This is a genomic window from Isoptericola sp. 178 (genome assembly GCF_030586525.1).
Classification (GTDB): Bacteria; Actinomycetota; Actinomycetes; order Actinomycetales; family Cellulomonadaceae; genus Isoptericola; species Isoptericola sediminis.
Genome location: NZ_JAUQYN010000001.1, coordinates 885,084 through 907,590 on the forward strand (window position 1 = coordinate 885,084; position 22,507 = coordinate 907,590).

Below are 22,507 nucleotides of genomic sequence, written 5' to 3' on the forward strand. Positions count from 1 at the left end.
GGGCCGTGGCTCGTCGTCGTCCGCCGGCTCCCGGGCGAGACCGTGCTCAGACACGCTCGACCCGCCCCTCGGCGACCTCGAAGCGGGCCCCGAGCAGTCGTTCCGGAACGTCACCGGGCACGGCCGCCGTGACCAGCACCTGACGGGCCTCGACCACGAGCTCCGCGAGCCGTTCACGACGCCGGACGTCCAGCTCGGCGAACACGTCGTCCAGGATCAGCACGGGGTCGGCGTCCGAGCCGTGGTCCGGGTCCCAGAAGACGTCGTCGGGCGCCGACGGCTCACCCCCGCCCAGGAGCCGGAACGAGGCGAGCCGCAGCGCCAGGGCGAACGACCACGACTCCCCGTGGCTGGCGTACCCCTTGGCCGGCAGCCCGCCGAGCGTGAGCTCCAGGTCGTCCCGGTGCGGGCCCACGAGGCTCTGGCCCCGGTCGATCTCGGCCGCCCGGCGCTCCTCGATCGCGGCGAGCATGAGCTTCTCGAGCTCGTCCGCGGGGACGGGGGCGCCGTCGCCCGCCACCACCGTGGACCGGTACACCAGCTCGGCGGCGCTGTCCGCATCGCTGACCTGCTCGTACGCGGTCGCCACCAGCGGCCCCAGGGCACGCACGAGCGCCGTGCGCCAGGCCAGCACCTGCCCGCCGAGCTGGGCGAGCCGGCCGTCCCACACCTCGAGGGTGGAGGTGTCCACGTCCCGCCCGCCGGCGCGGTGGCCCCGCAGCGACTTCAGCAGCGCCGAGCGCTGGCGGAGCACCCGCTCGTAGTCGGCGAGGACCCCGGCCGCGCGGGGCAGGAGCTGGACCACGAGCTGGTCGAGGAAGCGCCGGCGCCCCTCGGGGTCACCCTTGACCAGCGCGAGGTCCTCCGGGGCGAACAGCACCGTGCGCAGGATGCCGAGGACGTCGCGGGCACGACCGAGCTGACCGCGGTTGATGCGCGCGCGGTTGGCCTTGCCGGCGGTGATCTCGAGCTCGACGGTCGAGGCGCGGTCCCCCCGCACGACGCGTGTGCGCACCACGGCACGCTGTGCGCCGGCGCGGATCAGCGGGGTGTCGTTCGGGACCCGGTGGCTGCCCAGCGTGGCCACGTACCCGACGGCCTCGACCAGGTTCGTCTTGCCCCGCCCGTTGCGCCCCACGAACGCGTTCGGTCCGGGCTCCAGCTCGACGTCGACGGTCTCGTAGGACCGGAAGTCGAGGAGGGAGAGGTGCGAGACGTACATGACTCCAGTGTGGCGGGACTACTCGGCGGACGGTCTGACCGCGTGCCCGCCGAACTGCTGACGCAGCGCGGCGACGGACTTCATCGCGGGCGACTCGGGCTGGCGCGAGGAGAACCGCGCGAACAGCGCCGCCGAGATCACGGGCAGCGGCACGGCGTTGTCGATCGCCTCGTCGACGGTCCACCGACCCTCGCCGGAGTCCTCCACCCAGTCGTCGATGGCCTCGAACCGGGGGTCGTGCTCCAGCGCGCGGACCATGAGGTCCAGCAGCCAGGAGCGGACGACGGTGCCGCGCTGCCAGGCGCGCATCGTGCCGTGCACGTCGGTGATCAGGCCCTTCTTGGCCGCCAGCAGCTCGTAGCCCTCGGCGTAGGCCTGCATCAGGCCGTACTCGATCCCGTTGTGGACCATCTTGGCGTAGTGGCCGGCTCCCACCGGCCCCGCGTGCACGAAGCCTTCCTCCCGCGGTCCCTCGGGACGCAGGGCGTCGAAGACGGGCATGAGCTCGGCGACGTCGTCGTCGTCGCCGCCGCACATCAGGCCGTAGCCGTTCTCCAGACCCCAGACGCCGCCGGAGACGCCGACGTCGACGTACCCGACGCCACGCTCGGCGAGCTCGGCCGCCCGTGCCTGGTCCTCGGCGTAGTGCGAGTTGCCACCCTCGACGACGACGTCGCCCTCGCCCAGGAGTCCCGCCAGCTCGCCGAGGACGTCGCGGGTGGGGTCGCCGGCCGGCACCATCACCCACACCACGCGCCGCGGACCGGGCAGCGCGTCGACCAGCGCGGCGAGCGACTCGACGTCGGACACCTCGGGCCGGGGGTCGAACCCGGTCACCTCGATCCCGGCGCGGCGCAGCCGTTCGCGCATGTTGGCGCCCATCTTGCCCAGACCGACGAGACCCATGTGGGTGACCATGTGGAAAACCTCCGGAAGTGCGTCGCTGCGAGCGTACGTGGTGGGGCGCGCGGACGCGCGGGAAGCCGGACCGGGCGGGCGGCTACCGGGCCGGTGGCGCCGGCCCGGTCGTCAGGAGGAGAACCGGATGGGTACCAGGAGGTACCGGTACTCGGACGAGTCCTCGCCGTCCAGCGACTCCTGCCCGGTGAACTCCACCGGCTTGTTCGGGTGCGTGAACGACATCCGCACGAAGTCCGTGCCGAGCGCTCCGAGCCCGTCGAGGAGGAACTGCGGGTTGAACGCCACCTGGATGTCCTCGCCGACCAGGACGGCCTCCAACGCCTCGGACGCCTGCGCGTCGTCGCCCTGGCCGGCGTCGAGCACCACCTGGCCCTCCGAGAAGGCCAGCCGGATCGGGGTGTTGCGCTCCGCCACCAGGGAGACGCGCTTGGCGGCGTCGATGAGCGCCTGGGTGGGGACCACCGCGTGGATCGGGGTGGCGTCGGGGAAGAGCCGGCGCACCGCGGGGTAGTCGCCGTCCACGAGCTGGGAGGTGGTGTGCCGGCCGCCGGCCTCGAACCCGATCAGGTCGACGCCCTCGCCGGTGGACAGCCCGACGTTGACGAGGCCGCCGCCGGAACCGAGCGACTTGGCGACGTCGTTGAGGGTCCGCGCCCGGACCAGCGCGACGGCGCTGAACCCGGGGGTCGCGGGGGTCCAGGTGAGCTCGCGCAGCGCCAGACGGTACCGGTCGGTGGCGAGCAGCGTGATGCGCTCACCCTCGATCTCCATGCGCACACCCGTGAGCAGCGGCAGCGTGTCGTCCCGGCTCGCCGCGACGCTGACCTGAGCGACGGCGTGCGTGAGGGCGTCGCCCGCGACGGTGCCGCTCAGCTCGGGCATGGCGGGCAGGGCCGGGTAGTCCTCGACCGGCATGGTCAGCAGCGTGAAGCGCGAGGCCCCGCAGGTCAGGACCACCTTGTTGCCCTCGACCGTCACGTCGACCGGCTTGCTCGGCAGCGCGCGGGAGATCTCGGCGAGGAGTCGGCCGGAGACCAGCACGGTGCCCGGTTCGGACACCTCGGCCGCGATCTCGGAACGGGCGGAGACCTCGTAGTCGAAGCTCGCCAGCACGATGGAGCCGGCGGCGTCCGCCTCGATGCGCACACCGGCGAGCACGGGTGCGGGCGGCCGCGTGGGCAGGGTGCGGGCCGTCCAGGTCACGGCCTCGGCCAGGACGTCGCGCTCGACGCGGAACTTCATCCCACTCCTCGGGGCTCTCGTGCGGGTGGGGGCGGAGGTCTCGGCTGGTGGGGACCGAACCGCCCGTGGCCAAACACTACCGTGCCGCGGCCGCTCCGGTCCGCTCACCAGCAAGGGGTCGTCCGGCCCATGAAGGCGGAGGGGTCATCTGCAGAGAGAACACGTTCATCGTCGTCATAGGGCTTGTGGATTCTGTTGACGAACGCCGTTGCCGCAGGTCAGGGCGCTTGCAGCCGTGTGGAGACGGCTGGGGGCGAACCTGTGGGCAACCGGGGTCGCCTGGGGACGGCGGATTCTTTCCCCACAGGCGTCCACCGACGGAAGGGTGTTCGTCCACCGCGCTGACGGCGTGTTCCACAGGCGTCCACAGCAGAGTCCACAGGCGTGCTGCGGCGCTGGTCGGACCGGGGCCGAGTTGTCCACCACGCGGGTCCACAGCATGGGGACGACGCGGGTGAGGATCCCGTCGTCCCGGGGCAGTGCCTGTGGGCAACCCTGTGCACGGCCGTTGTCCACAGCTGTCCACAGGCCTGTGGAGAGGTGGGTTCAGCCGCGGTGCTGCTGCTTGATGCGGCTCGTGAGCTCGGTGACCTGGTTGTAGGTCGACCGGCGCTCGGCCATCTGACCGGCGATCTTCTTGTTCGCGTGCATGACCGTGGTGTGGTCGCGGCCGCCGAACTGCTGGCCGATCTTCGGCAGGGAGAGGTCGGTCAGCTCACGGCACAGGTACATGGCGATCTGCCGGGCCGTCACGAGGACCCGGGACCGGGACGACCCGCACAGGTCGTCGATCGTCAGGCCGAAGTAGGCGGCGGTCTGGGCGATGACGACGGCCGGGGTGATCTCGGTGGCCTGGTCGTCGTCGGTGATGAGGTCCTTGAGGACGATCTCGGCCAGGGCGAGGTCGACCTGCTGCTTGTTGAGGTTCGCGAAGGCGGTCACCCGGATCAGCGCGCCCTCGAGCTCACGGATGTTGGTGGAGATGCGCGAACCGATGTAGCTGAGGACGTCGGCCGGCACGTCCAGGCGTTCGCTCGCGGCCTTCTTGCGCAGGATCGCGATCCGCGTCTCGAGGTCCGGCGGCTGGACGTCGGTGATCAGGCCCCACTCGAACCGGGACCGCAGCCGGTCCTCGAAACCGTCGAGCTGCTTGGGCGGGACGTCGGACGTGATGACGACCTGCTTGTCGGCGTTGTGGAGCGCGTTGAAGGTGTGGAAGAACTCCTCCATCGTCTGTTCCTTGCCCTGCAGGAACTGGATGTCGTCGATGAGCAGGACGTCGACGTCCCGGTACCTGCGCTGGAAGGCACCGGTCCGGCCCTCACCGATGGAGTTGATGAAGTCGTTCGTGAACTCCTCGGAGTTCACGTACCGCACCCGCACGTGCGGGTAGAGGTTGTTCGCGTAGTGCCCGATGGCGTGCAGCAGGTGCGTCTTGCCGAGCCCCGAGTCGCCGTAGATGAACAGGGGGTTGTAGGCCTTGGCGGGTGCCTCGGCGACCGCGACGGCCGCGGCGTGGGCGAAGCGGTTGGAGGAGCCGATGACGAAGGACTCGAAGATGTACTTCGGGTTCAGCCGCGTGGGTTCGCTGTCCGCCGGGCGCTCGTCCGGCAGCCGGCCCGGGGGAGGGCCCGGCGTCGTCCGCTCGGGTTCCTCCATGCTCGGGGGCGGCGTGTAGTCCTGCGCCGGGCCCGTGAGGGCCTCGTGGCTCAGCTCGGGGTCGACCGTGATCCCGAAACGGGTGTCGCGTCCGAGGGTCGCCGACATGGCCGAGACCAGCTGGTCGCGCACGCTCGTCTCGAGGTACGTGCGCGTCTGCTCGTGCGGCACCGCGATGAACACGGTGTCGTCGAGGATCGCCATGGGCTTGGCCAGCTTGATGAACGCGAGCTGGCGTGCACTCATGTCGGGCCGTGCCTCGAGGGTCGCCAACGTCTGGTTCCAGACGTCGGTGATGTTCTCGTCGGGCTGTGGCACGGTGTCCTCCGGACTGTTCGCGAGCGGTGTCCACATAGTTTTCCACACCCTGTGGAGCCTGTGGACATCGGTGTGGACGATGAGGCCGGACCGTCCGTCCGTGTCGCCGTCGTCACGTCGGGAGCAGTTGACCTGACGGTGTCGGACGGCGTAACGTCGGACAGCCGTTCCAGGTACTTTTGCGCGCCTTCTTCCGGGCGCGAGCCTCGGGTCGGCTCGGTCGACACACTGCCTCGGCAGGTGTTGACCTGCAACCTGACCGACATCGTCGAGGAACTGACGGTGTACCTCCCCGACGTTTCTTGGAGTACCTCGTGAGCAAGCGGACCTTCCAGCCGAACAACCGCCGTCGCGCGAAGACCCACGGCTTCCGTCTGCGCATGCGCACCCGCGCCGGCCGCAGCATCCTGGGCAACCGCCGCCGCAAGGGCCGCGCGCAGCTCTCCGCCTGAGCCATGCTTCCCGCGGCGCACCGCATGCGCCGTTCCGTCGACTTCGAACGGGCGGTGCGCCGCGGCGCGCGCGCAGGCCGATCGACCGTGGTCGTCCACCTCTCCCGGGATCCGGAGAGGGGCGGGGGACCGCTGGTCGGTCTTGTCGTGTCCAAGGCTGTGGGCAATGCGGTTCGTCGCAACCTCGTCAAGCGCCGGCTGCGCAGCATCGCCGCCGGTCAGCTCTCGCGCGTCCCGGAGGACTCGCTCGTCGTCCTGCGGGCGCTGCCGCGCGCCGCGACGGCTGAGTACGCCCGCCTCGAGCGGGACGTCATGAGCGCGACGTCCACGGTCCTCCGACGCCTCGAGGAGCCGGTGCGATGAGCAGCACCGTGCTGTCCCGGAGCCGTGAGCTGATCCGCACGCTGCCCACCGCGGTACTCGTCGGAGCGATCCGCGTCTACCAGGCGGTCGTGTCACCGTGGACGGGACCGACCTGCAAGTACTACCCCTCCTGCTCGCAGTACGCGGTGGTGGCGCTCCGGCGCCACGGGCCGTTGCGCGGCACCGGGATGGCCCTGTGGAGGATTCTGCGGTGCAACCCGTGGAGCCTGGGCGGCGTCGACGACGTGCCGCCTGCTCGTGAGCACGAGCACCGCGGCGCCCACACGCACTGACATCCCGGGAGCGCGCCGCCCGGAGCCGCTTTTCGACAGAGGAGACATATGGGGTTTTTCGACACCATCCTGTACCCCATCCAATGGGTCGTGGCCTGGATCATGTACGGGTCGCACCAGATGTTCATGGCTCTGGGCATGCAGCCGGGACCGAGCTTCGCCTGGGTCCTATCCATCGTCGCCCTGGTGATCGTCATCCGGATCCTGCTGATCCCGCTGTTCTTCAAGCAGATCAAGGCGTCCCGCGGGATGCAGATGATGCAGCCGGAGCTGCAGGCCATCCAGAAGAAGTACAAGGGCAAGACCGACCCCTCGTCGCGTGAGGCCATGGGTCGCGAGACGATGGAGCTCTACCGCAAGCACGGCACCAACCCGATGGCGTCGTGCATGCCGATCCTGCTGCAGTCGCCGATCTTCTTCGCGCTGTTCCGCCTGCTCTACAACCTGGGCAACATCGCTGCCGGCACGCAGGACCCCATCGGTCCGATCGACCAGCCGGTCGCCGCCGACATTGAGAACTCCGCCCTCTTCGGCGCGAAGCTCTCGGACGTCTTCCTGCAGACGGACGACTGGGGCGTCCGCCTCGTCATCCTGTTCCTCATCGTGGCGATGAGCGCGACCACGTTCTTCACGCAGCGCCAGCTGACGATGAAGAACATGCCGAAGGCCGCGCTCGAGGGGCCGATGGCGAACACGCAGAAGATCCTGCTCTACATGCTGCCGCTGATCTTCCTGATCTCCGGCGTCAACTTCCCCGTGGGTGTGCTGATCTACTGGACCACGACGAACCTGTGGTCGATGGGTCAGCAGTTCTACACGATCAAGCGCATGCCGGCCCCGGGTTCGGAGGCGGAGCGTCTGCTCAAGGAGAAGCGCGCGGCCAAGGCGGCGAAGAAGGGGATCCTCCCGGAGGAGGAGAAGACCCCCGAGCCGCCGAAGCCGCAGGGCCAGCGCCAGCAGCCGGTGAGCAAGAGCCGCCAGAAGAAGAAGAGGAAGAAGTGAGGTCTGCGCGATGACCACGGACACGACGCCCGAGGGCTCCTCCGATCTCGTCACCCGTCTCGAGGAGGAGGGCGAGATCGCGGCCGACTACCTCGAGGAGTTCCTCGACATCGTCGACCTGGACGGTGACATCGATCTGGACATCAAGCACGACCGCGCGATCGTCGAGGTCGTCTCGGACGACGGCCCCGAGTCGCTCGAGGTGCTGGTCGGCGGCGACGGTGCGGTGCTGGACGCCCTGCAGGACCTGACCCGCCTCGCGGTGCAGGCCCGGACGGGGGAGCGCAGCCGGTTGATGCTGGACATCGCCGGGTTCCGCGCCGGCCGCCGGGGCCAGCTCGAGCGACGGGCGGAGGAAGCGATCCAGCAGGTGCGCCGGTCGGGGGAGGCGCTCTCGCTGGAGCCCATGAACGCGTTCGAACGGAAGGTCGTCCACGACGCCGTGGCGGCCGCGGGGCTGGTGAGCGACTCGGCCGGCGCTGATCCCCAGCGCCACGTCGTGGTGCACCCGGAGGCGTCGGCCTCCTCGTGATCGGTGACGAGAGCCCGTCGTTTCACGTGAAACGACGGGCTCTCGTCGTGTCCGGACCCGGTGGGCGGGGCGCCGCCGGGCCGGGGCGCGAGGCGCCCCGGAATCGTCAGGTGAGCGGAAGGTGCCAGGATGGGCGACATGACAGATGGCGACGAGGTGCTGGGTACCGGAGCTGCGGTGCGTGACTACTTCGGAGATCGATACGAGGTCGTGGCGGAGTACGCGCGGCGCCTGCGCGACGAGGGCGAGCTGCGCGGTCTGATCGGACCGCGTGAGGTCGACCGGCTGTGGGAGCGACACATCCTGAACTCCGCGGCCGTGGTGCCCTTCCTGTCCTCGGCGTCGACCGTCGCGGACATCGGCTCCGGGGCGGGCCTGCCCGGCATCGTCGTCGCGATCATGCGGCCGGATGCCGAGGTCTTCCTGGTCGAACCCATGGAACGCCGCACGACGTGGCTGACCGAGGTGTCGCAGGACCTCGGGCTCGAGAACGTCGTGGTCAAGCACGGGCGTGCGGAGGAGTACGACGGCGCGTTCGAGGTGGATGCTGTGACCTCCCGCGCCGTCGCTGCCCTGTCGAAGCTGGCGCGGCTGTCCCTGCCCCTCGTGCGCCCGGGCGGGGAGATGGTGGTCCTCAAGGGCCGGAGCGTCGAGCGGGAGATCGAGCCGGCGCGGAAGGTTCTGCGGAAGTTCAAGGCATCCGAGCCCGAGATCCTCGAGGGTCGGACGGTCGAGGGGGCCGAACCGACCACGGTCGTCCGTATCCGTCGCCGCTGAGTGTCATCACCGCGGCACGGGCGCCGCGTGGTCCAGTGCGCGTCCCGATGCCGGTGTGCCGTCCGGCACATGCGGGACCATGACCCGGGAGCACGGTCCACGTTTCACGTGAAACCGAGCACGCCCAGGTTGCGGGCGAAGGGCCTGCGTCCGCACGCTCTCGCGCCGATGGATGCGGTGGCAGCCGACCGCGGTGCACGGGGGTGTCAGGGCCGCGCCGGGGGGCGCGAGGCCGTAGAGTGTTCGCGGCACTGGTCAACGCCGACGCGACCTGGAGGATCGACCCGTGAACATGAGCAGCGATCGGCCGCACCACCCGTCGGAGGACGGTCGAGACGGATCTGCGTCGGGTGACGCGGACGGCTCCGATTCACGTGAAACCTGGTCGGCGTCGTGGGTCGGCGACGACCTCAGCGGGCCGCATCCGGAGGATCACCGTGAGGCGCTGATGGACTCGGTGCCGGAGGTGGACGACAGCACCCCGCTCGCTGCCCAGCTCGCACTCGACGCCCGTCGCCGGATCGAGCTCGACGGGCGTCGGTTCCCCCGCCCCGCGCACACCCGGATCCTGACGGTGGCCAATCAGAAGGGCGGCGTGGGCAAGACCACGACGACGGTGAATCTGGCCGCCGGTCTCGCGCGGGCCGGGCTCAAGGTGCTCGTCATCGACAACGACCCCCAGGGCAACGCGTCGACCGCTCTCGGGCTCGAGCACAGGGCCGGCACACCGTCCATCTACGAGGTGCTCGTGGACGAGGCGCCGCTGTCGAGCACCGTGCAGGAGTGCCCAGAAGTTCCCGGCCTCTGGGGCGTGCCCGCCACCATCGACCTCTCGGGCGCGGAGATCGAGCTCGTGTCGCTGGTCTCCCGGGAGACCCGTTTGCGCAAGGCGCTCGACACCTACCTGGACGAGCGGGAGGCGCGGGGCGAGGAGCCCATCGACTACGTGTTCGTCGACTGCCCGCCCAGCCTCGGCCTGTTGACCGTCAACGCATTCGTCACCGCTCGCGAGGTCCTCATCCCGATCCAGTGCGAGTACTACGCACTCGAGGGTCTCAGTCAGCTGCTGAAGACGATCGAGCTCATCAAGTCCCATCTCAACCGGGACCTCATCGTCTCGACGATCCTGTTGACGATGTACGACGGTCGGACCAATCTGGCCCAGCAGGTGGCCGCCGAGGTGCGGACCCACTTCCCGGACCAGACCCTCCGGACGACCGTGCCGCGGTCCGTGCGGATCTCCGAGGCCCCGTCTCACGGGCAGACGGTCATGACGTACGACCCGGGTTCGACGGGTGCGCTGGCGTACCTGGAGGCCGCCCGGGAGATGGCCGAGCACGCGGTCCAACGCGCTGACCTGCGATGACGCGCGTACGATCGGAGGAGTCAGGGTGAGTGACCTCGTGTGCACGATGCCGCAAGGACGCGGTGCGGACGGACCGACTCGCCCCGTTCACGACCAGGAGGCTGGTGGAGCATGAGCCAGAAGAAGCGCGGACTAGGCCGCGGACTCGGTGCCCTCATTCCCCAGGGCCCCGCCCCGGAGAAGCCGACCGACGTCTTCTTCGCCGGTGCGGAGGAGAGCGGGAACACCAACGTCCTCACGACGTCCGCCGAGAGTGCTGCGGACCCCGAGGAGGGGGGAGGTGCCCGGTCGGGGCGTCGCTCGGCTTCGTGGGACTCCGCGATCGCCGGTGGCCGACTGTCGATCAACGCGTCGTCGGCACGATCGGTGACGAGCGCTCCCGAGGCAGACGCCGCCTGGTCGGGGGAGACGATCGGCGCCCCGGGGCGGGACGGTGCGGTGGACTCGGCGACGCTCCGTACCCCGGCATTCGCCGTCTCGGAGCACGACGCCTCGGATGATCCTGCGTCGGCGGTCCTGACCGACTCCGGGGACCGCGAGCGGTCGGCCACGGTTCCGTCGGATCGGGCCGCCGACGGAGACGGACTGCTCCCGGTGCCGGGAGCACGGTTCGCCGAGGTTCCCCTGCGGGCGATCCGCCCGAACGCACGACAGCCGCGGACGGTCTTCGACGAGGGGGAGCTCGACGAGCTCGTCGACTCGATCCGCGAGATCGGTGTCCTGCAGCCGGTCGTCGTGCGTCCTCATCCGGAGATCGCGGGCGGCTTCGAGCTGATCATGGGTGAGCGGCGGTGGCGCGCAGCGGAACAGGCGGGGCTCGAGACCATCCCCGCCATCGTGCGTCAGACCGAGAACTCCCAGATGCTGCGAGATGCACTGCTGGAGAACCTTCACCGGGCCGCCCTCAACCCGCTGGAGGAAGCCGCGGCCTATCGTCAGCTCCTCGACGACTTCGGTTGCACGCATGACGAGCTCGCGGCTCGGATCGCTCGGTCCCGGCCGCAGATCTCCAACACCCTGCGGCTCCTGCGTCTCCCGCCGCTCGTCCAGCGACGTGTCGCCTCGGGCGTGTTGTCGGCCGGCCATGCCCGGGCACTCCTCGGCCTGTCTGATGGCGCCGAGATCGAGCGCCTGGCACAACGGATCGTCTCCGAGGGTCTCTCGGTCCGTGCGACCGAGGAGATCGTCACCCTCAAGCAGTCCGGGGACGACGAGTCGCCCCGTCGCAGGAAGCCTCGGGCCGGGCAGCGGGTCGAAGCGATGGACGAGTTGTCCTCCCGGTTGTCCGACCGGTTCGAGACCCGCGTGAAGGTCAACCTCGGCAAGACGAAGGGCCGGATGACGGTCGAGTTCGCCTCGGTCGAAGACCTCAACCGCATCTTGGAAGTCATGGCGCCGGAGGACCCCGGGGTGCTCAAACCGTCGGAGTAGGCGAGCAGAACTCAGGCCCGGGTGCCGTTTCACGTGAAACGGCACCCGGGCCTTGGTGTGTCCACCCATCCGCGCTCTCGCGTCCCGCGGCATCAGCCTCGCGTCCTGACTCCCCGGGCCTCGACGGCACTCCGTCGCCGCGCCGGGATGCGCCCACCTCGCAGTCCTCCGGAGGTGGGGGAAGGGTTTGTCACCGGGCCTCACGCCCGGTAGGGGGCGGTGGAGGCAGGAGTGTGTGGCGGGCAGGCCGTTTCACGTGAAACGCCGTGCCGTCGACGATGCGGAGCGCCACCCCGGTGAGCGATGCGGCGAGGAACGGAGAAGCCGCCGGACGTGGCGTGTGAAGAGGGAAGGCGGCACCACGAGGTCGCCGCGCCCGACCGCGTCGGCCGACGCGGCAGCGGCAGGAGGGTATGGGCCCGTCCCTCGGCAGATCCGGGGCCGCGCTCGTTCCACGTGGAACATGCCACGAGGCCAGAGGCCAGAGGCCAGACGCCAGAGGCGAGAGGCCAACGACCGCCGATCAGCACCCGCCGGTCAGCGGCGTGCAAACGCGACCGCCCACCGCCGGCCGCCCGCACTCAGTGCGTCGGAGCCAGAGCGTGCTCGACGATGCGCCGGTAGAGGGTCGGCAGCTCGTAGCCGGCGGCCGCGGCCGCCTGGGGAAGCAACGAGGTCTCGGTGAGGCCGGGGGAGACGTTGACCTCGAGCACGTGGGGTGTGCCGTCCGCATCGAGGATGATGTCGGTCCGCGACAGGTGCTTGAGCCCGAGGATCTCGTGCGCCCGGAGCGCGACGTCGGCGACCCGGGCACTGGCCTCGGCGTCGAGTCGTGCGGGGGTGAAGTACTCGACGGGGCCCGGGTTGTAGCGGGCGTCGTAGTCGTAGGACCCGCTGGTGACGATCTCGACCGCCGGGAGCGCTTCGAGGCCGTCCGGACCGTCGATCACCGACACCGCCACCTCGATCCCGTCCACGGCCCGCTCGATGAGGGCGGTGTCGCCGTAGGAGAAGCAGTCCACCATCGCGCGCGGGAACTGCGACGCCTCGTCCACGCGAGTGACGCCGAGTGCTGAGCCGCCCTGCACGGGCTTGACCACGAGCGGGAGACCCAGACGTTCGACGATCATGTCGAGGATCGTCTGCGCGCCGAGGTCGCGGAAGAGCGCCTGGGGCAGGGTGACGTAGTCGGGGGTGCTGATGCCGCCCTGGAGCAGCTCGGCCTTGGCGACCGGCTTGCTCCATGCCTGGCGGCTGCGGCGAGGTCCCGTGCCGACCGTGGGTACCCCGACCAGGGCGAGCACGTCCTGGAGCGACCCGTCCTCACCGCTCGCACCGTGCAGCACGGGCCACACCAGCGCCGGTTCGGTCTCCCGCAGGAAGCGCAGCAGGTCGGCGTCGACGTCGTGCACCTGGACCTCGACGCCGGCCTCCCGCAGGGCTTCGGCGACGCGGCGGCCCGACCGGACCGAGACGTCGCGCTCGTGGGAGAGCCCGCCGGCGAGAATCACGACAGGTCCGACACTTCCGGACGACATGGTCGTGGTGGCGGCGTCGGGCGCGGGGGCAGTCATGCGAGTGGTCACCTCAGAGGCTGGATGGGTCACGCGAGGTCGGGCGAGGGGATCTCGACGTCCGTCGGGTCGTCGTCGGGCTGGGCCGTGGTGCCGAACAGCTGCACGAGCTCGGACTCGGCGTTGACCACCGTCGCCAGGCGACGCACGCCCTCCCGGATGCGGTCCGGGGTCGGGAAGCAGAACGACAGCCGCATGTGGTCGGAGCCCTGGCCGTCGAAGTAGAACGCCGTGCCCGGGACGTAGGCCACGCGTTCGGTGACGGCACGCGGCAGCATCGACTTCGCGTCCAGCCCCTCGGGCAGCTTCACCCAGACGAAGAACCCCCCGACGGGTACGTTCCAGCTCGCGGCGGGGATGTGCTCGGCGAGCGCACCGACCAGGGCGTCGCGACGCTCGCGGTACATCTCCCGGTAGTCCTTGATCTGTGCTCGCCAGTCGCAGGTGTCGAGGTAGGTCTCGACCGCGAGCTGCGAAGCGTTCGAGGGCGACAGGATCGCGGACTCCGAGGCGAGCACGAGCTTCTCGCGCACGGCGTGCGGCGCGATGACGAAGCCGACGCGGTAGCCGGGGGCGAAGGTCTTGGAGAAGGAGCCGAGGTAGATCACGCCGTCGGCGTCGTAGGAACGCAGCGCCGGGTAGGGGTCGTCCTCGAAGCCGAGCAGACCGTACGGGTTGTCCTCCACGACGAGCACGCCGTGCCGGCGGCAGATCTCGAGGATCTGGGGGCGGCGCTCCACCGACATCGTCACGCCGGCGGGGTTGTGGAAGTTCGGGATGGTGTAGAGCATCTTGGCGCGGCGCCCCTCGGCCGCGAGCCGGCTCAGCGTCGCCTCGAGGGCCGCGGGAACCAGACCGTCGGCGTCGAGCTCCACGTGGACGACGTCGGCCTGGTAGGAGCGGAAGACGCCGAGGGCACCGACGTACGAGGGCGCCTCGGCGACGATGACGTCACCGGGATCGATGAAGATCCGCGTGACGAGGTCCAGTGCCTGCTGGGATCCCGTGGTCACGGTGATGTCGTCGGGGTGGGCCTCGACGCCCTCCATGGCGACGACCTCGGTGATGCGTTCGCGCAGGGACTCCTCGCCCTGCCCGGAACCGTACTGGAGCGCTCGGGTGCCCCGGGTGCGGATCAGGCGGTCCATGGCCTCGCCGATGACGTCGAGGGGGAGGCCCTCGATGAAGGGCATGCCACCTGCGAGGGAGACGACCTCGGGGCGGTTGGCGACCGAGAACAGTGCGCGGATCTCCGACGCTCGCATCCCGCGCGTCCGCTCTGCGTACGCGCCGAACCAGGGGTCGAGGCGCGTGCCGGAGGTCTGCTCGGTGAGGCGGTTCTGCTCAGTCACCTCGCCAGTGTCCCACGCCACCCGTGAAGGTCCCGTGAGCGGACCACAGTGCGGTCGTGGCCGCGGGGTCGGACCCGGGCCGCGAGCCGGGACGACAGCGGCCTCCCCCGTCGAGGACGGGGGAGGCCGCTGGACGTCGTGCCCCGGAGGTCGGGACGGTGTGTCAGGAGGAGGGGGCGGAGGCGAGCACGCCCTCGATCTCCTCGGTGAGGGCCCGCTTGGGACGGGCACCGATGATCGACTTGACGATCTCGCCACCGTGGTAGATGTTCAGCGTCGGGATCGACGTGATGCCGTAGGCCATCGTCGTGGCCTGGTTCGCGTCGGTGTCGAGCTTCGCGATCTTCACCTGGCCGGCGTACTCGTCGGAGAGCTCCTCCAGGATCGGGGCGACCATGCGGCAGGGACCGCACCAGGTCGCCCAGAAGTCGACGAGGACGGGGACGTCGGACTCGAGAACCTCGGTCTGGAAGGTGTCGTCGGTGACGGCGACGGTAGGCATGGTGTCTCCTTCGGTCGGGGAGCGGTGGGTCAGCCGGCGACGCTGTCGAGGGCGGCCGGAAGCTCCTCCGGGTCCGTCTCCGACATGTCGGCGAGGTCGGCGAGGTAGGCCTGGGCGTCGAGAGCGGCGGAGCACCCCGACCCGGCGGCGGTGATCGCCTGCCGGTAGGTGTGGTCGACGAGGTCGCCGCAGGCGAAGACGCCGGGGAGGTTGGTCCGGGTGGACCGGCCCTCGGCGAGCACGTAGCCGTCCTGGTCGAGGTCGACCTGACCCTGGAGCAGCTCGCTGCGCGGGTCGTGCCCGATCGCGACGAACACCCCGGTCACGTCCAGGTCGCGCTCCTCGCCGGTGACGGTGTCCCGCAGCCGCAGCCCGGAGACCTTGTCCTCGCCGTCGATCCCCACGACCTCGCTGTTCCAGGCGAAGTCGATCTTGGGGTCGGCCATCGCGCGGTCGGCCATGATCTTGGAGGCGCGCAGCGCGTCCCGGCGGTGGACGATCGTGACCTTCGACGCGAAACGGCTGAGGAACGTGGCCTCCTCCATCGCGGAGTCGCCACCGCCGACGACGGCGACGTGCTGGTCGCGGAAGAAGAAGCCGTCGCAGGTGGCGCACCACGACACGCCCCGCCCGGAGAGCTTCTTCTCCGCGGGGAGGCCGAGCTCGCGGTAGGCGGAACCGGTCGCCAGGACGACGGCGTAGGCGCGGAAGGTCTTCCCGCCGCCGGTGACGACGGTCTTGATCTCGCCGTCCAGCTCGAGCGTCTCGGCGTCGTCCCAGAGGATCTCGGCGCCGAAGCGTTCGGCCTGCTCACGCATGGCGTCCATGAGGTCCGGGCCCTGGATGCCGGGCGGGAAGCCGGGGTAGTTCTCGACCTCGGTGGTGTTCATCAGCGCGCCGCCGGCGGTCACGGAGCCGGCGACCACGACGGGGGCGAGTCCGGCGCGGGCGGCGTAGATCGCCGCGGTGTACCCGGCGGGGCCGGACCCGACGATGACGATGTCGCGCACCGGGGCGTCCTGGCTGTTCGACTGGTCGGTCACAATCTCTCCTGGAAGTCTGGGATCCGGTCGGAGGCCGGCACCTGGTGGCAACATGCGATACCCCCGGGACATTCCGAAGGGGTCAGGACACCGTGATCTCGTTGAGCTCGAGGCGGAACTCTCCCTCGGAGGTCGGCAGCTCGGAGGTCCACAGCACGAAACCGTCCATCACGACGGGCTCGTCCAGCTCGATGACGGTGTCGGACGAGTAGGACCCCGACGCGAGCACCTCGCCGTTCTCCGGGGCGTCGCTCCCGACGCGGCGGAGCTCCCACGCACCGCCCTCGCTGTTGGTGTTCAGCTCGATCTCGGTGACGGGCGCGGGCTCGCGCAGCTCGACCTGGTAGCCGAGTCCCTCCTTGAAGCCCCCGAAGACCGGGTCGTTCTCGTAGGTGTACGTGTGCCAGAACGTCGACGGGTCGGAGTCGAAGGCGAACTCGACCTTCTCCGGCTTCTCACCGTTGCCGAGCGGGTCGATCTCGCTGCCGGCCTCGATGATGGGCCGGACCTCGGGGCTCTCCGACTCGGTCGGTTCCGGCTCGCCGCCCTCGCCGCTGCTGCCGTCGGTGCCCTCGCTCGCCGCGGGGGCCGGTTCCTGGGACGGGTCCTCGGCGACGGTGGTGACGTCGAAGGGGCTGAGCGCCTGGCTCACCGCCCAGACGGCGGCGATCACGACGCCGACGAGGATCATGGCCAGGACGATCGGCGTGGGGTTCACGCCGCGCCGACGCGGGGCGGCGGTCGAGTCGAAGGAGCCCGTGGTCGGGCTCCCGGTGGCCGCCGGGCCGTACCCGGCTCCCGGCGGCGGAGGGGGGACCTGCCCCGGGGCGGCGGCCGGGGCCTGGCCGTAGGGAGCCTGCTGACCGTAGGCCGGGGGCTGAGCCTGGGTGGGCTGCTGCGCGTAGCCGCCCTGGGCGGCACCGTAGGCGGCGCCTGCCGCGCCTCCCATCGCCGCACCCCGGGCGATCCGGCCGCTGGAGGGCCGGCGCACGGGAGGTGCGGGCGGAGGCGTCCCGGGCAGGCTCTCGGTGCCGGCCGGGCTGCCGGCACCGAGCACCGACGAGCGCACCGGGCGTTCCGGCGTCGGCTGGACGAACTGCGGCAGGGATCCCAGGACGGAGACCTGGCCCCAGGGCTCGAGCGTGGCGACGACCTCGCCGGGATCGGCGGGCGCCTGGCCCTCGTCACCGAAGGTCCGTCGCACCAGCTCGTCGATCTGCTCGTCGACGTGCGGCACGAGCTCCGAGACCCCGAGGACCCCGTGCGGGCCGGTCTGGGCGGGCAGCGGTCGCACTGCGTCGGGCGCGATCCAGCTCACGTCCAGAGCCTCGCCGGGCCACCGCGCGGTGAGCGCGTAGTAGCCCAGGGCAACGACACCGCGGGCGTCCCGGGCCGCTGCGTCGCTCCCCGCCGCCTCGGCGTCGGCCAGCCCGGCGTCGATCCCGAGCCCGGTCACCACGACGCGGTGACCGTCGACCCGCACGGCCTCCGGCCGCAGCGCCAGGTGGTGCACGCCCCGCTGACGCGCGGACTCCAGGGCCGTGGCCGCCTCCCCCATGAGCGCCCGTGCCTGCTGGGCGTCCACGAGGCCGCGCGAGACGATCTGCGTGAGGGACTCCCCGGTGTACGGCTCGGTGATCACGTAGGACACCTCGCCGGTGCCGAGGTCGGTGCTGCCGACGTCGAGGACGCGGCACAGCCGCGGGTCGGCCACCAGCGCGGCGCGGCGGGCGGCGTCGATCGCCGCCGGCGCCTGCGGGCCGGTCACGAACGTGACGCGGACCGGACGGTCCAGGATCTGGTCGTGGGCCTCCCAGGCCTCGGCCGCCGCCAGGTCGGTGGCGGCGTGCTGGTTCAGCCGGTAGCGGTCGACCATGACGGTCCCGGGCTGGGCGGTGGTCACCTGGAGGCCTCCGTGGTGGTGTGGGGGAGCGTGGATCGTCGGGACGGTCCGGCGGGGCGTTCCTGCCGACCATGGTAGAGGGAGAGACCCGTCATGCGGGTCCCCGGCGGAGGCGACGCAGGATCGGGGCGAGCGCGTCGTCGAGCTCCCGGACCCGCATCAGCTTCAGCAGCCCGGCGTACGCAGCACCCATGACCAGGCCCGCGACGGCCGTCGTCAGCACCGCGAAGCCCCACGAGGACGACGCCGACGCGTCCAGCAGCCGGATCGTCAGCCACCCGAAGCCCCCCGCGACCGCCGCGGAGAGCAGGGCGCGGACGTACAGCCGCAGCACGCGGGCGCCGTCCATGCCGTGCAGCTTGCGGTTCATGCCGCGGATGCGCAGCAGCAGGGAGATCCACGTGGCCAGGGCGAAGGACCCTCCGGCCGCGGCCGCCCACGCCGTGTAGGGCAGCGTCTCCGTGGCGATCCACAACCCGGCCACCAGCGAGACGGTGGCGATGATCTGGATGACGAAGATGCTGCGACCGTCCTCGAAGGCGAAGTACATGCGTCGCACCAGCACGGTGGCGCCGAGGGCGATGGTCCCGACCGCCATCGCCCGCAGGATCGGCGCGATCGCCTCCACCTCGAGCTCGGACGCGGAGGGGAGCAGCGCCTTGGTCAGCGGGAACGCGAGGACGAGGAGCGCCGTCGCGGAGAAGACCGAGAAGATGCCCGCCGAACGCAGTCCGAGCGACATGTCCCGGCGCACACCCGGCAGGTCGCCCGCGTTGACGGCGGCGCTCATCCGGGGGAACAGCACCGTGACGATCGAGACCACGACCAGCGAGTGGGGCAACAGGTAGATCGACATCGCCTGGGTGTAGGCGGCAGGCCCGCCCGCGACCTCACCGAGGTCCTCGGCGAGCTGGCCGGCGGCACCGGTGACGTTCGTCAGGTAGATGACACCGAGCTGTTCCAGGACGACGGCGCCGATGGTCCAGCCGACCACCTTGCCGGCCGACCGCAGGCCGATGCCGCGCAGCCCCAGCCGGAAGCCCCAGCGGAACCCGGCCTTGCGCAGCGCGGGCACGAGGATCGCGGACTGCGCGGCGATCCCGAGGGTCGCGGTGCCGGCGAGCACCAGGGTCTGCACCGTCGTCCAGGCCCCCACGTCGTCCAGACCCGCGTCGGGCGCCTGCCCGAACAGCAGGATGAAGGTGCCGAAACCCACGATCGAGACGACGTTGTTCGCCACCGGGGCCCAGCCGTACGCCGCGAACCGGCCATGCGCGCTGAGCACCTGACCCAGCAACGTGTACAGGCCGTAGAAGAAGAGCTGCGGCAGGCACCAGTAGGCGAAGACCACCGCGAGCTGCCGGGCCTCGGGCGTCCAGGCGTCGCTGAGCGTCATGAGGTGCACGACCAGGGGCGCCGCCGCCACCAGCACGATCGTGCCGGACAGCAGGCCGAGCCCCGAGATCGTGAGCAGCTTGTCGAGGCGTTCGCGGGCGTTGCGCGCCGACATCGCCTTCATGATCTGCGGCACCAGGACCGACTGCAGGAAACCCGCCGAGATCAGCGCGAACAGCATGTTCGGCAGCTTGTTCGCGATGTCGAAGGCGTTGGCGACCGTCCCGACGGCACCGACCGCGCCGACGAGCAGCATCGTGCGCACCAGGCCCGACGCCCTCGAGGCGGCCGTGCCCAACGACATCGCCAGCGAGCCCTTGCCCAGGCTCGCCCTGCGCACCCCGTGCGGGTCCGCCGTCCGACCGGACGCGTCGTCGGGTCCGGCGGGGGTGGCGTCGGGTGCTCCCTGCTCAGGGGGATCGGTGGTCATGACGCGGTGTCCTCCGGGGATGGGGCCTGGGGCGGGACGGTCGTGGTCCGGCCCGTCGGGACGGCGGACTCGGCGACCTGCTCGCCGGTGGTGCGGCGGTCGGAGCGTCCGCGGCGGACGGTCCGCCAGATGCCGGTGAGGAACAGCAGGCCGATACCGGCCGCCATCACGGCGGTGCCGACCGTCTCCCACCCCGCCCGCACCCGCAGGGCGAACTCGGTGGGCGGGGCGACCTCGACACCGCTCGGTGCCAGCACCTCGACGGCGAGCGTCACGTCACCGGAACCGATCGCCCGGACCCGGACCTGGGCGTCCCGGGAGGTGCCGGCCGGGACGACGATCTCGGGGACCGTCTCCACGACCAGCCGGGGGTCGTCGGGCCGCAGCCGCACGGTGACGCGGGTGTCGACGGGCAGGTCGTTGCGGATGCGGACCGGGAGGTCTCCGGCGTCGCTGATCAGCAGGACGTCGGCCCGGTCCAGGACGCTGATGCCGGACCGCACCTGGGCGGCGTTCGCCTGCGCCAGCTCCACGGCGCCGGCCCGGGCCTCGGGGGTGTCCCGATAGGCGATCGACAAGGGCGCGAAGAGGTCGCGGTCCACCCCGGCGGTGAGGGTGCCCGGGTCCGCGGCGACGGTGGCGAAGGCGGCGACGTCCTCGGAGGTGGAGATCAGGCCGCGGACGGAACCGGGGGACAGCTCGGCGTCCGTCACCGCCTCCTCGGCGACGCGGGCGGACCGATCGTCGCCGGCGGAGGCCAGCGCCTCGCCGAGGTCGGTGAGCTCGACCCAGCTCTGCGCGGCCAACGCCCCGAGCACGGCGTCGAACGTGGCGACGTCCGGTGACCAGCCCCGCGGCAGCGCCGCCACGACGGGGGTGGCGGCCGCCGCCTCGGCCGCGTCCGCGGCGAGCACCGCCGTGTCGGCGAGGAGCCGTTGCACCGTGGCGGCGGGCTCGGACACCGCACCGCCGGAGCCCGTGGCGTCGTCGAGCACCGCGCTGATCGTCGCGTCCGGCACGGCGACCCGCAGCGGACCGGACCCGCTCGCCACGGAGCCGAGGGAGCCCGGGGCCTCGGGCAGCGCGATGCCCTCCGTGCCGAGCAACGCCCGGGCGCCCGCGGCGTCGGCGGCCGCGACCGTCGGTGCGTCCACCACCCCGGCGGGCCAGGCGATGCGGGGCCCCCAGTCGTCGGCCGCCTCCCAGTCCTCGGGCAGCACCTCCCGGCCCCCGGCGATCCGGGCGATGTCCGGCGCGTCGACGTCCGCATGGGCGAGCGCCGCCAGATCGGGGTCGCCGACGGGGAGGGTGACCACACCGGGACCGCCCTCCCGGAGCATCCGGTCGGCCCACCGGGCGGCGTCCTCGTCGACCGACCGCTCGGCGGTCGCCACGACGGCGGGGTCGACGGCGAGCGAGAGCGCGCCGACCTCGGAGGTGGCCGCCGCGAGGAGCTCGTCGTACGGGGCACCCGGCGCGCTCCAGGCCGCGACCGCGTCCGCGTAGTCCTCCGGTGCGGCCGGGTCGAAGGCCGGACCGGTCACGGGCGCGGCCACGCTGAGCGCGACGGGCGCCGGAGCACCCTGCCGTGCGGAGGAGGCACCGCGGCCCGGGTCGTACATCATGAACGTGTGCAGGGTCTCCAGCGTCGTCCGGGCGTCGTGGAGGCGGATCGACATCTGCCGGGGCCCCCACGGCGCGTTCTCCCCGAGGAGGAGGTCCTCGACGTCCAGCGTCAGCGTGACCTCCAGGGACTCGCCGGGCGGCAGGGGGTCGAGCTGCTCGCGCAGCTGGGTCGCGGCCAGACCCGTCTCCGCCGTCGACCAGGAGGCGACCTCGGTCCGTGTGGTGACCGGCCGCCAGCCCACCCCGAGCTCCGCGGTGAGGCCGGTGAACGCGCTGTCGCCGTCGTTGGTGACGCGGAGCGTGACCTCCTGGGTGTCGTCCGGGCCGACGACCGTCGGCGAGATCGCCACGATCTCGGTCGTGAGGTCTTCGTGGGCGGACGCCGGGACGGTCGGCAGGAGCACCAGGGGGGCGACCAGCAGCAGGGTGGACAGCAGGAGGAGCAGGGCGCGGCTGGGGGCGCCCCTCGTCCGGGAGTGGATCACGCGCAGGGCCTCACTCGACCAGGTCCGGGGTATGGGTCAGGACGTGCAGGGCCGTCGCCGCGAGGCGCTGCTCGTTGGGATACGCGAGCCGGTCGGGCAGCTCGGTCAGTGGCACCCAGCGGGCGTCCTCCGCCTCGCCGTCCGGGTCGTCGGCCGCCGTGATCAGGCCCCCGTCGGCACGCAGCAGGAAGTGGTGGACCACCTTGTGGACCCTGCGGTCCTCCCCGCTGAACCAGTAGTCGATGACCCCGAGGGTCCGGCGTACGGTGCCCTGGATCCCGGTTTCCTCGCGGATCTCGCGCACCGCGGCTTCCTCCGGGGTCTCGGCTCCCTCCAGGTGACCCTTGGGCAGGCACATCTCGAGCCGGCCGGCGCGGTTGCGCCGCAGGATGACCGCGGCCCGGTGACCCGAGACGTGCCGTTCGACGACCAGCCCGCCGGCCGACGTCTCGTCGACCACCGGCAGATGGCCCGTGCTTCCCGCGGTGCTCGGCACCGTCGCGCGGCGACGCAGCCGCGCCGGGTCGACCTTGAGGGGGTGCCCGCCCGGGGGGACCGGTACCGGCACGGGTGGGCGCTCCTCAGGAGCGCCGGGTGCCGGTACCGCAGATGACATGGA

The 22,507-nt window shown here is 71.5% G+C and carries 20 protein-coding genes; 8 read left to right on the forward strand and 12 right to left on the reverse strand.

Features of this window, described 5'->3' with window-relative positions; translation table 11 throughout:
- Nucleotides 1-46: 46 nt before the first annotated feature.
- The 4 genes from recF to dnaA form a co-directional block, all read right to left on the reverse strand.
- Complete coding sequence (recF, locus tag Q6349_RS04150) at nucleotides 47-1,222, reverse strand: DNA replication/repair protein RecF (RefSeq protein ID WP_304602980.1); 1,176 nt, start codon at nucleotides 1,220-1,222, stop codon at nucleotides 47-49.
- A gap of 18 nt (nucleotides 1,223-1,240) precedes the next feature.
- Entirely contained in the window at nucleotides 1,241-2,140 is a 900-nt protein-coding gene (gene gnd / locus Q6349_RS04155) for a phosphogluconate dehydrogenase (NAD(+)-dependent, decarboxylating) (RefSeq protein ID WP_304602981.1), read from the reverse strand.
- A gap of 111 nt (nucleotides 2,141-2,251) precedes the next feature.
- Nucleotides 2,252-3,385 carry a DNA polymerase III subunit beta gene (gene dnaN, locus Q6349_RS04160; RefSeq protein WP_304602982.1) on the reverse strand — a complete coding sequence of 378 codons (1,134 nt, stop codon included), beginning with the start codon at nucleotides 3,383-3,385 and terminating at the stop codon, nucleotides 2,252-2,254.
- A 546-nt stretch (nucleotides 3,386-3,931) separates the two neighbouring features.
- Nucleotides 3,932-5,362, reverse strand: coding sequence for a chromosomal replication initiator protein DnaA (dnaA, locus tag Q6349_RS04165; RefSeq protein WP_171246677.1), 1,431 nt, complete (start codon nucleotides 5,360-5,362; stop codon nucleotides 3,932-3,934).
- A 314-nt stretch (nucleotides 5,363-5,676) separates the two neighbouring features.
- Between dnaA and rpmH the strand changes: the two genes are divergently transcribed.
- The 8 genes from rpmH (at nucleotide 5,677) to Q6349_RS04205 (ending at nucleotide 11,578) form a co-directional block, all read left to right on the forward strand.
- The gene (gene rpmH / locus Q6349_RS04170; RefSeq protein WP_171246676.1) at nucleotides 5,677-5,814 is read left to right on the forward strand and encodes a 50S ribosomal protein L34; all 138 of its coding nucleotides are present in this window, start codon (nucleotides 5,677-5,679) and stop codon (nucleotides 5,812-5,814) included.
- Between the two features lie 3 nt (nucleotides 5,815-5,817).
- Complete coding sequence (gene rnpA, locus Q6349_RS04175) at nucleotides 5,818-6,177, forward strand: ribonuclease P protein component (protein WP_304602983.1); 360 nt, start codon at nucleotides 5,818-5,820, stop codon at nucleotides 6,175-6,177.
- Entirely contained in the window at nucleotides 6,174-6,470 is a 297-nt protein-coding gene (gene yidD, locus Q6349_RS04180; protein WP_171246674.1) for a membrane protein insertion efficiency factor YidD, read from the forward strand. Before rnpA ends, yidD begins: the two co-directional genes overlap by 4 nt.
- Before the next feature lie 48 nt (nucleotides 6,471-6,518).
- A complete protein-coding gene (gene yidC / locus Q6349_RS04185; protein WP_304602984.1) occupies nucleotides 6,519-7,472 on the forward strand; it encodes a membrane protein insertase YidC in 954 nt (317 codons plus the stop codon).
- A 10-nt stretch (nucleotides 7,473-7,482) separates the two neighbouring features.
- Complete coding sequence (locus Q6349_RS04190) at nucleotides 7,483-8,004, forward strand: R3H domain-containing nucleic acid-binding protein (protein ID WP_171246672.1); 522 nt, start codon at nucleotides 7,483-7,485, stop codon at nucleotides 8,002-8,004.
- Between the two features lie 138 nt (nucleotides 8,005-8,142).
- Nucleotides 8,143-8,781 (forward strand): 16S rRNA (guanine(527)-N(7))-methyltransferase RsmG, encoded by a 639-nt coding sequence (rsmG, locus tag Q6349_RS04195; RefSeq protein WP_304602985.1) that lies wholly within the window; start codon nucleotides 8,143-8,145, stop codon nucleotides 8,779-8,781.
- A gap of 448 nt (nucleotides 8,782-9,229) precedes the next feature.
- Nucleotides 9,230-10,147, forward strand: coding sequence for a ParA family protein (locus Q6349_RS04200; protein WP_304602986.1), 918 nt, complete (start codon nucleotides 9,230-9,232; stop codon nucleotides 10,145-10,147).
- 111 nt (nucleotides 10,148-10,258) lie between these two features.
- The gene (locus tag Q6349_RS04205) at nucleotides 10,259-11,578 is read left to right on the forward strand and encodes a ParB/RepB/Spo0J family partition protein (RefSeq protein WP_304602987.1); all 1,320 of its coding nucleotides are present in this window, start codon (nucleotides 10,259-10,261) and stop codon (nucleotides 11,576-11,578) included.
- 581 nt (nucleotides 11,579-12,159) lie between these two features.
- On the opposite strand, the gene Q6349_RS04210 is transcribed toward Q6349_RS04205, so the two are convergent.
- The 8 genes from Q6349_RS04210 to Q6349_RS04245 form a co-directional block, all read right to left on the reverse strand.
- Entirely contained in the window at nucleotides 12,160-13,152 is a 993-nt protein-coding gene (locus Q6349_RS04210; protein ID WP_304602988.1) for a D-alanine--D-alanine ligase, read from the reverse strand.
- A gap of 29 nt (nucleotides 13,153-13,181) precedes the next feature.
- Nucleotides 13,182-14,417, reverse strand: a complete 1,236-nt coding sequence (locus Q6349_RS04215) for a PLP-dependent aminotransferase family protein (RefSeq protein WP_171246786.1) — start codon at nucleotides 14,415-14,417, stop codon at nucleotides 13,182-13,184.
- Nucleotides 14,418-14,667: 250 nt separating this feature from the next.
- Nucleotides 14,668-15,006 carry a thioredoxin gene (gene trxA / locus Q6349_RS04220; protein WP_304602989.1) on the reverse strand — a complete coding sequence of 113 codons (339 nt, stop codon included), beginning with the start codon at nucleotides 15,004-15,006 and terminating at the stop codon, nucleotides 14,668-14,670.
- Between the two features lie 29 nt (nucleotides 15,007-15,035).
- Nucleotides 15,036-16,049, reverse strand: a complete 1,014-nt coding sequence (gene trxB, locus Q6349_RS04225) for a thioredoxin-disulfide reductase (protein ID WP_304602990.1) — start codon at nucleotides 16,047-16,049, stop codon at nucleotides 15,036-15,038.
- An 82-nt stretch (nucleotides 16,050-16,131) separates the two neighbouring features.
- Nucleotides 16,132-17,952 carry a hypothetical protein gene (locus Q6349_RS04230; protein WP_304602991.1) on the reverse strand — a complete coding sequence of 607 codons (1,821 nt, stop codon included), beginning with the start codon at nucleotides 17,950-17,952 and terminating at the stop codon, nucleotides 16,132-16,134.
- A gap of 91 nt (nucleotides 17,953-18,043) precedes the next feature.
- Complete coding sequence (gene murJ, locus Q6349_RS04235; RefSeq protein WP_304602992.1) at nucleotides 18,044-19,777, reverse strand: murein biosynthesis integral membrane protein MurJ; 1,734 nt, start codon at nucleotides 19,775-19,777, stop codon at nucleotides 18,044-18,046.
- A complete protein-coding gene (locus Q6349_RS04240; RefSeq protein ID WP_304602993.1) occupies nucleotides 19,774-21,888 on the reverse strand; it encodes a DUF6049 family protein in 2,115 nt (704 codons plus the stop codon). Before Q6349_RS04240 ends, murJ begins: the two co-directional genes overlap by 4 nt.
- 10 nt (nucleotides 21,889-21,898) lie before the next feature.
- Nucleotides 21,899-22,504 (reverse strand): NUDIX hydrolase, encoded by a 606-nt coding sequence (locus Q6349_RS04245; RefSeq protein ID WP_304602994.1) that lies wholly within the window; start codon nucleotides 22,502-22,504, stop codon nucleotides 21,899-21,901.
- Nucleotides 22,505-22,507: the final 3 nt, after the last annotated feature.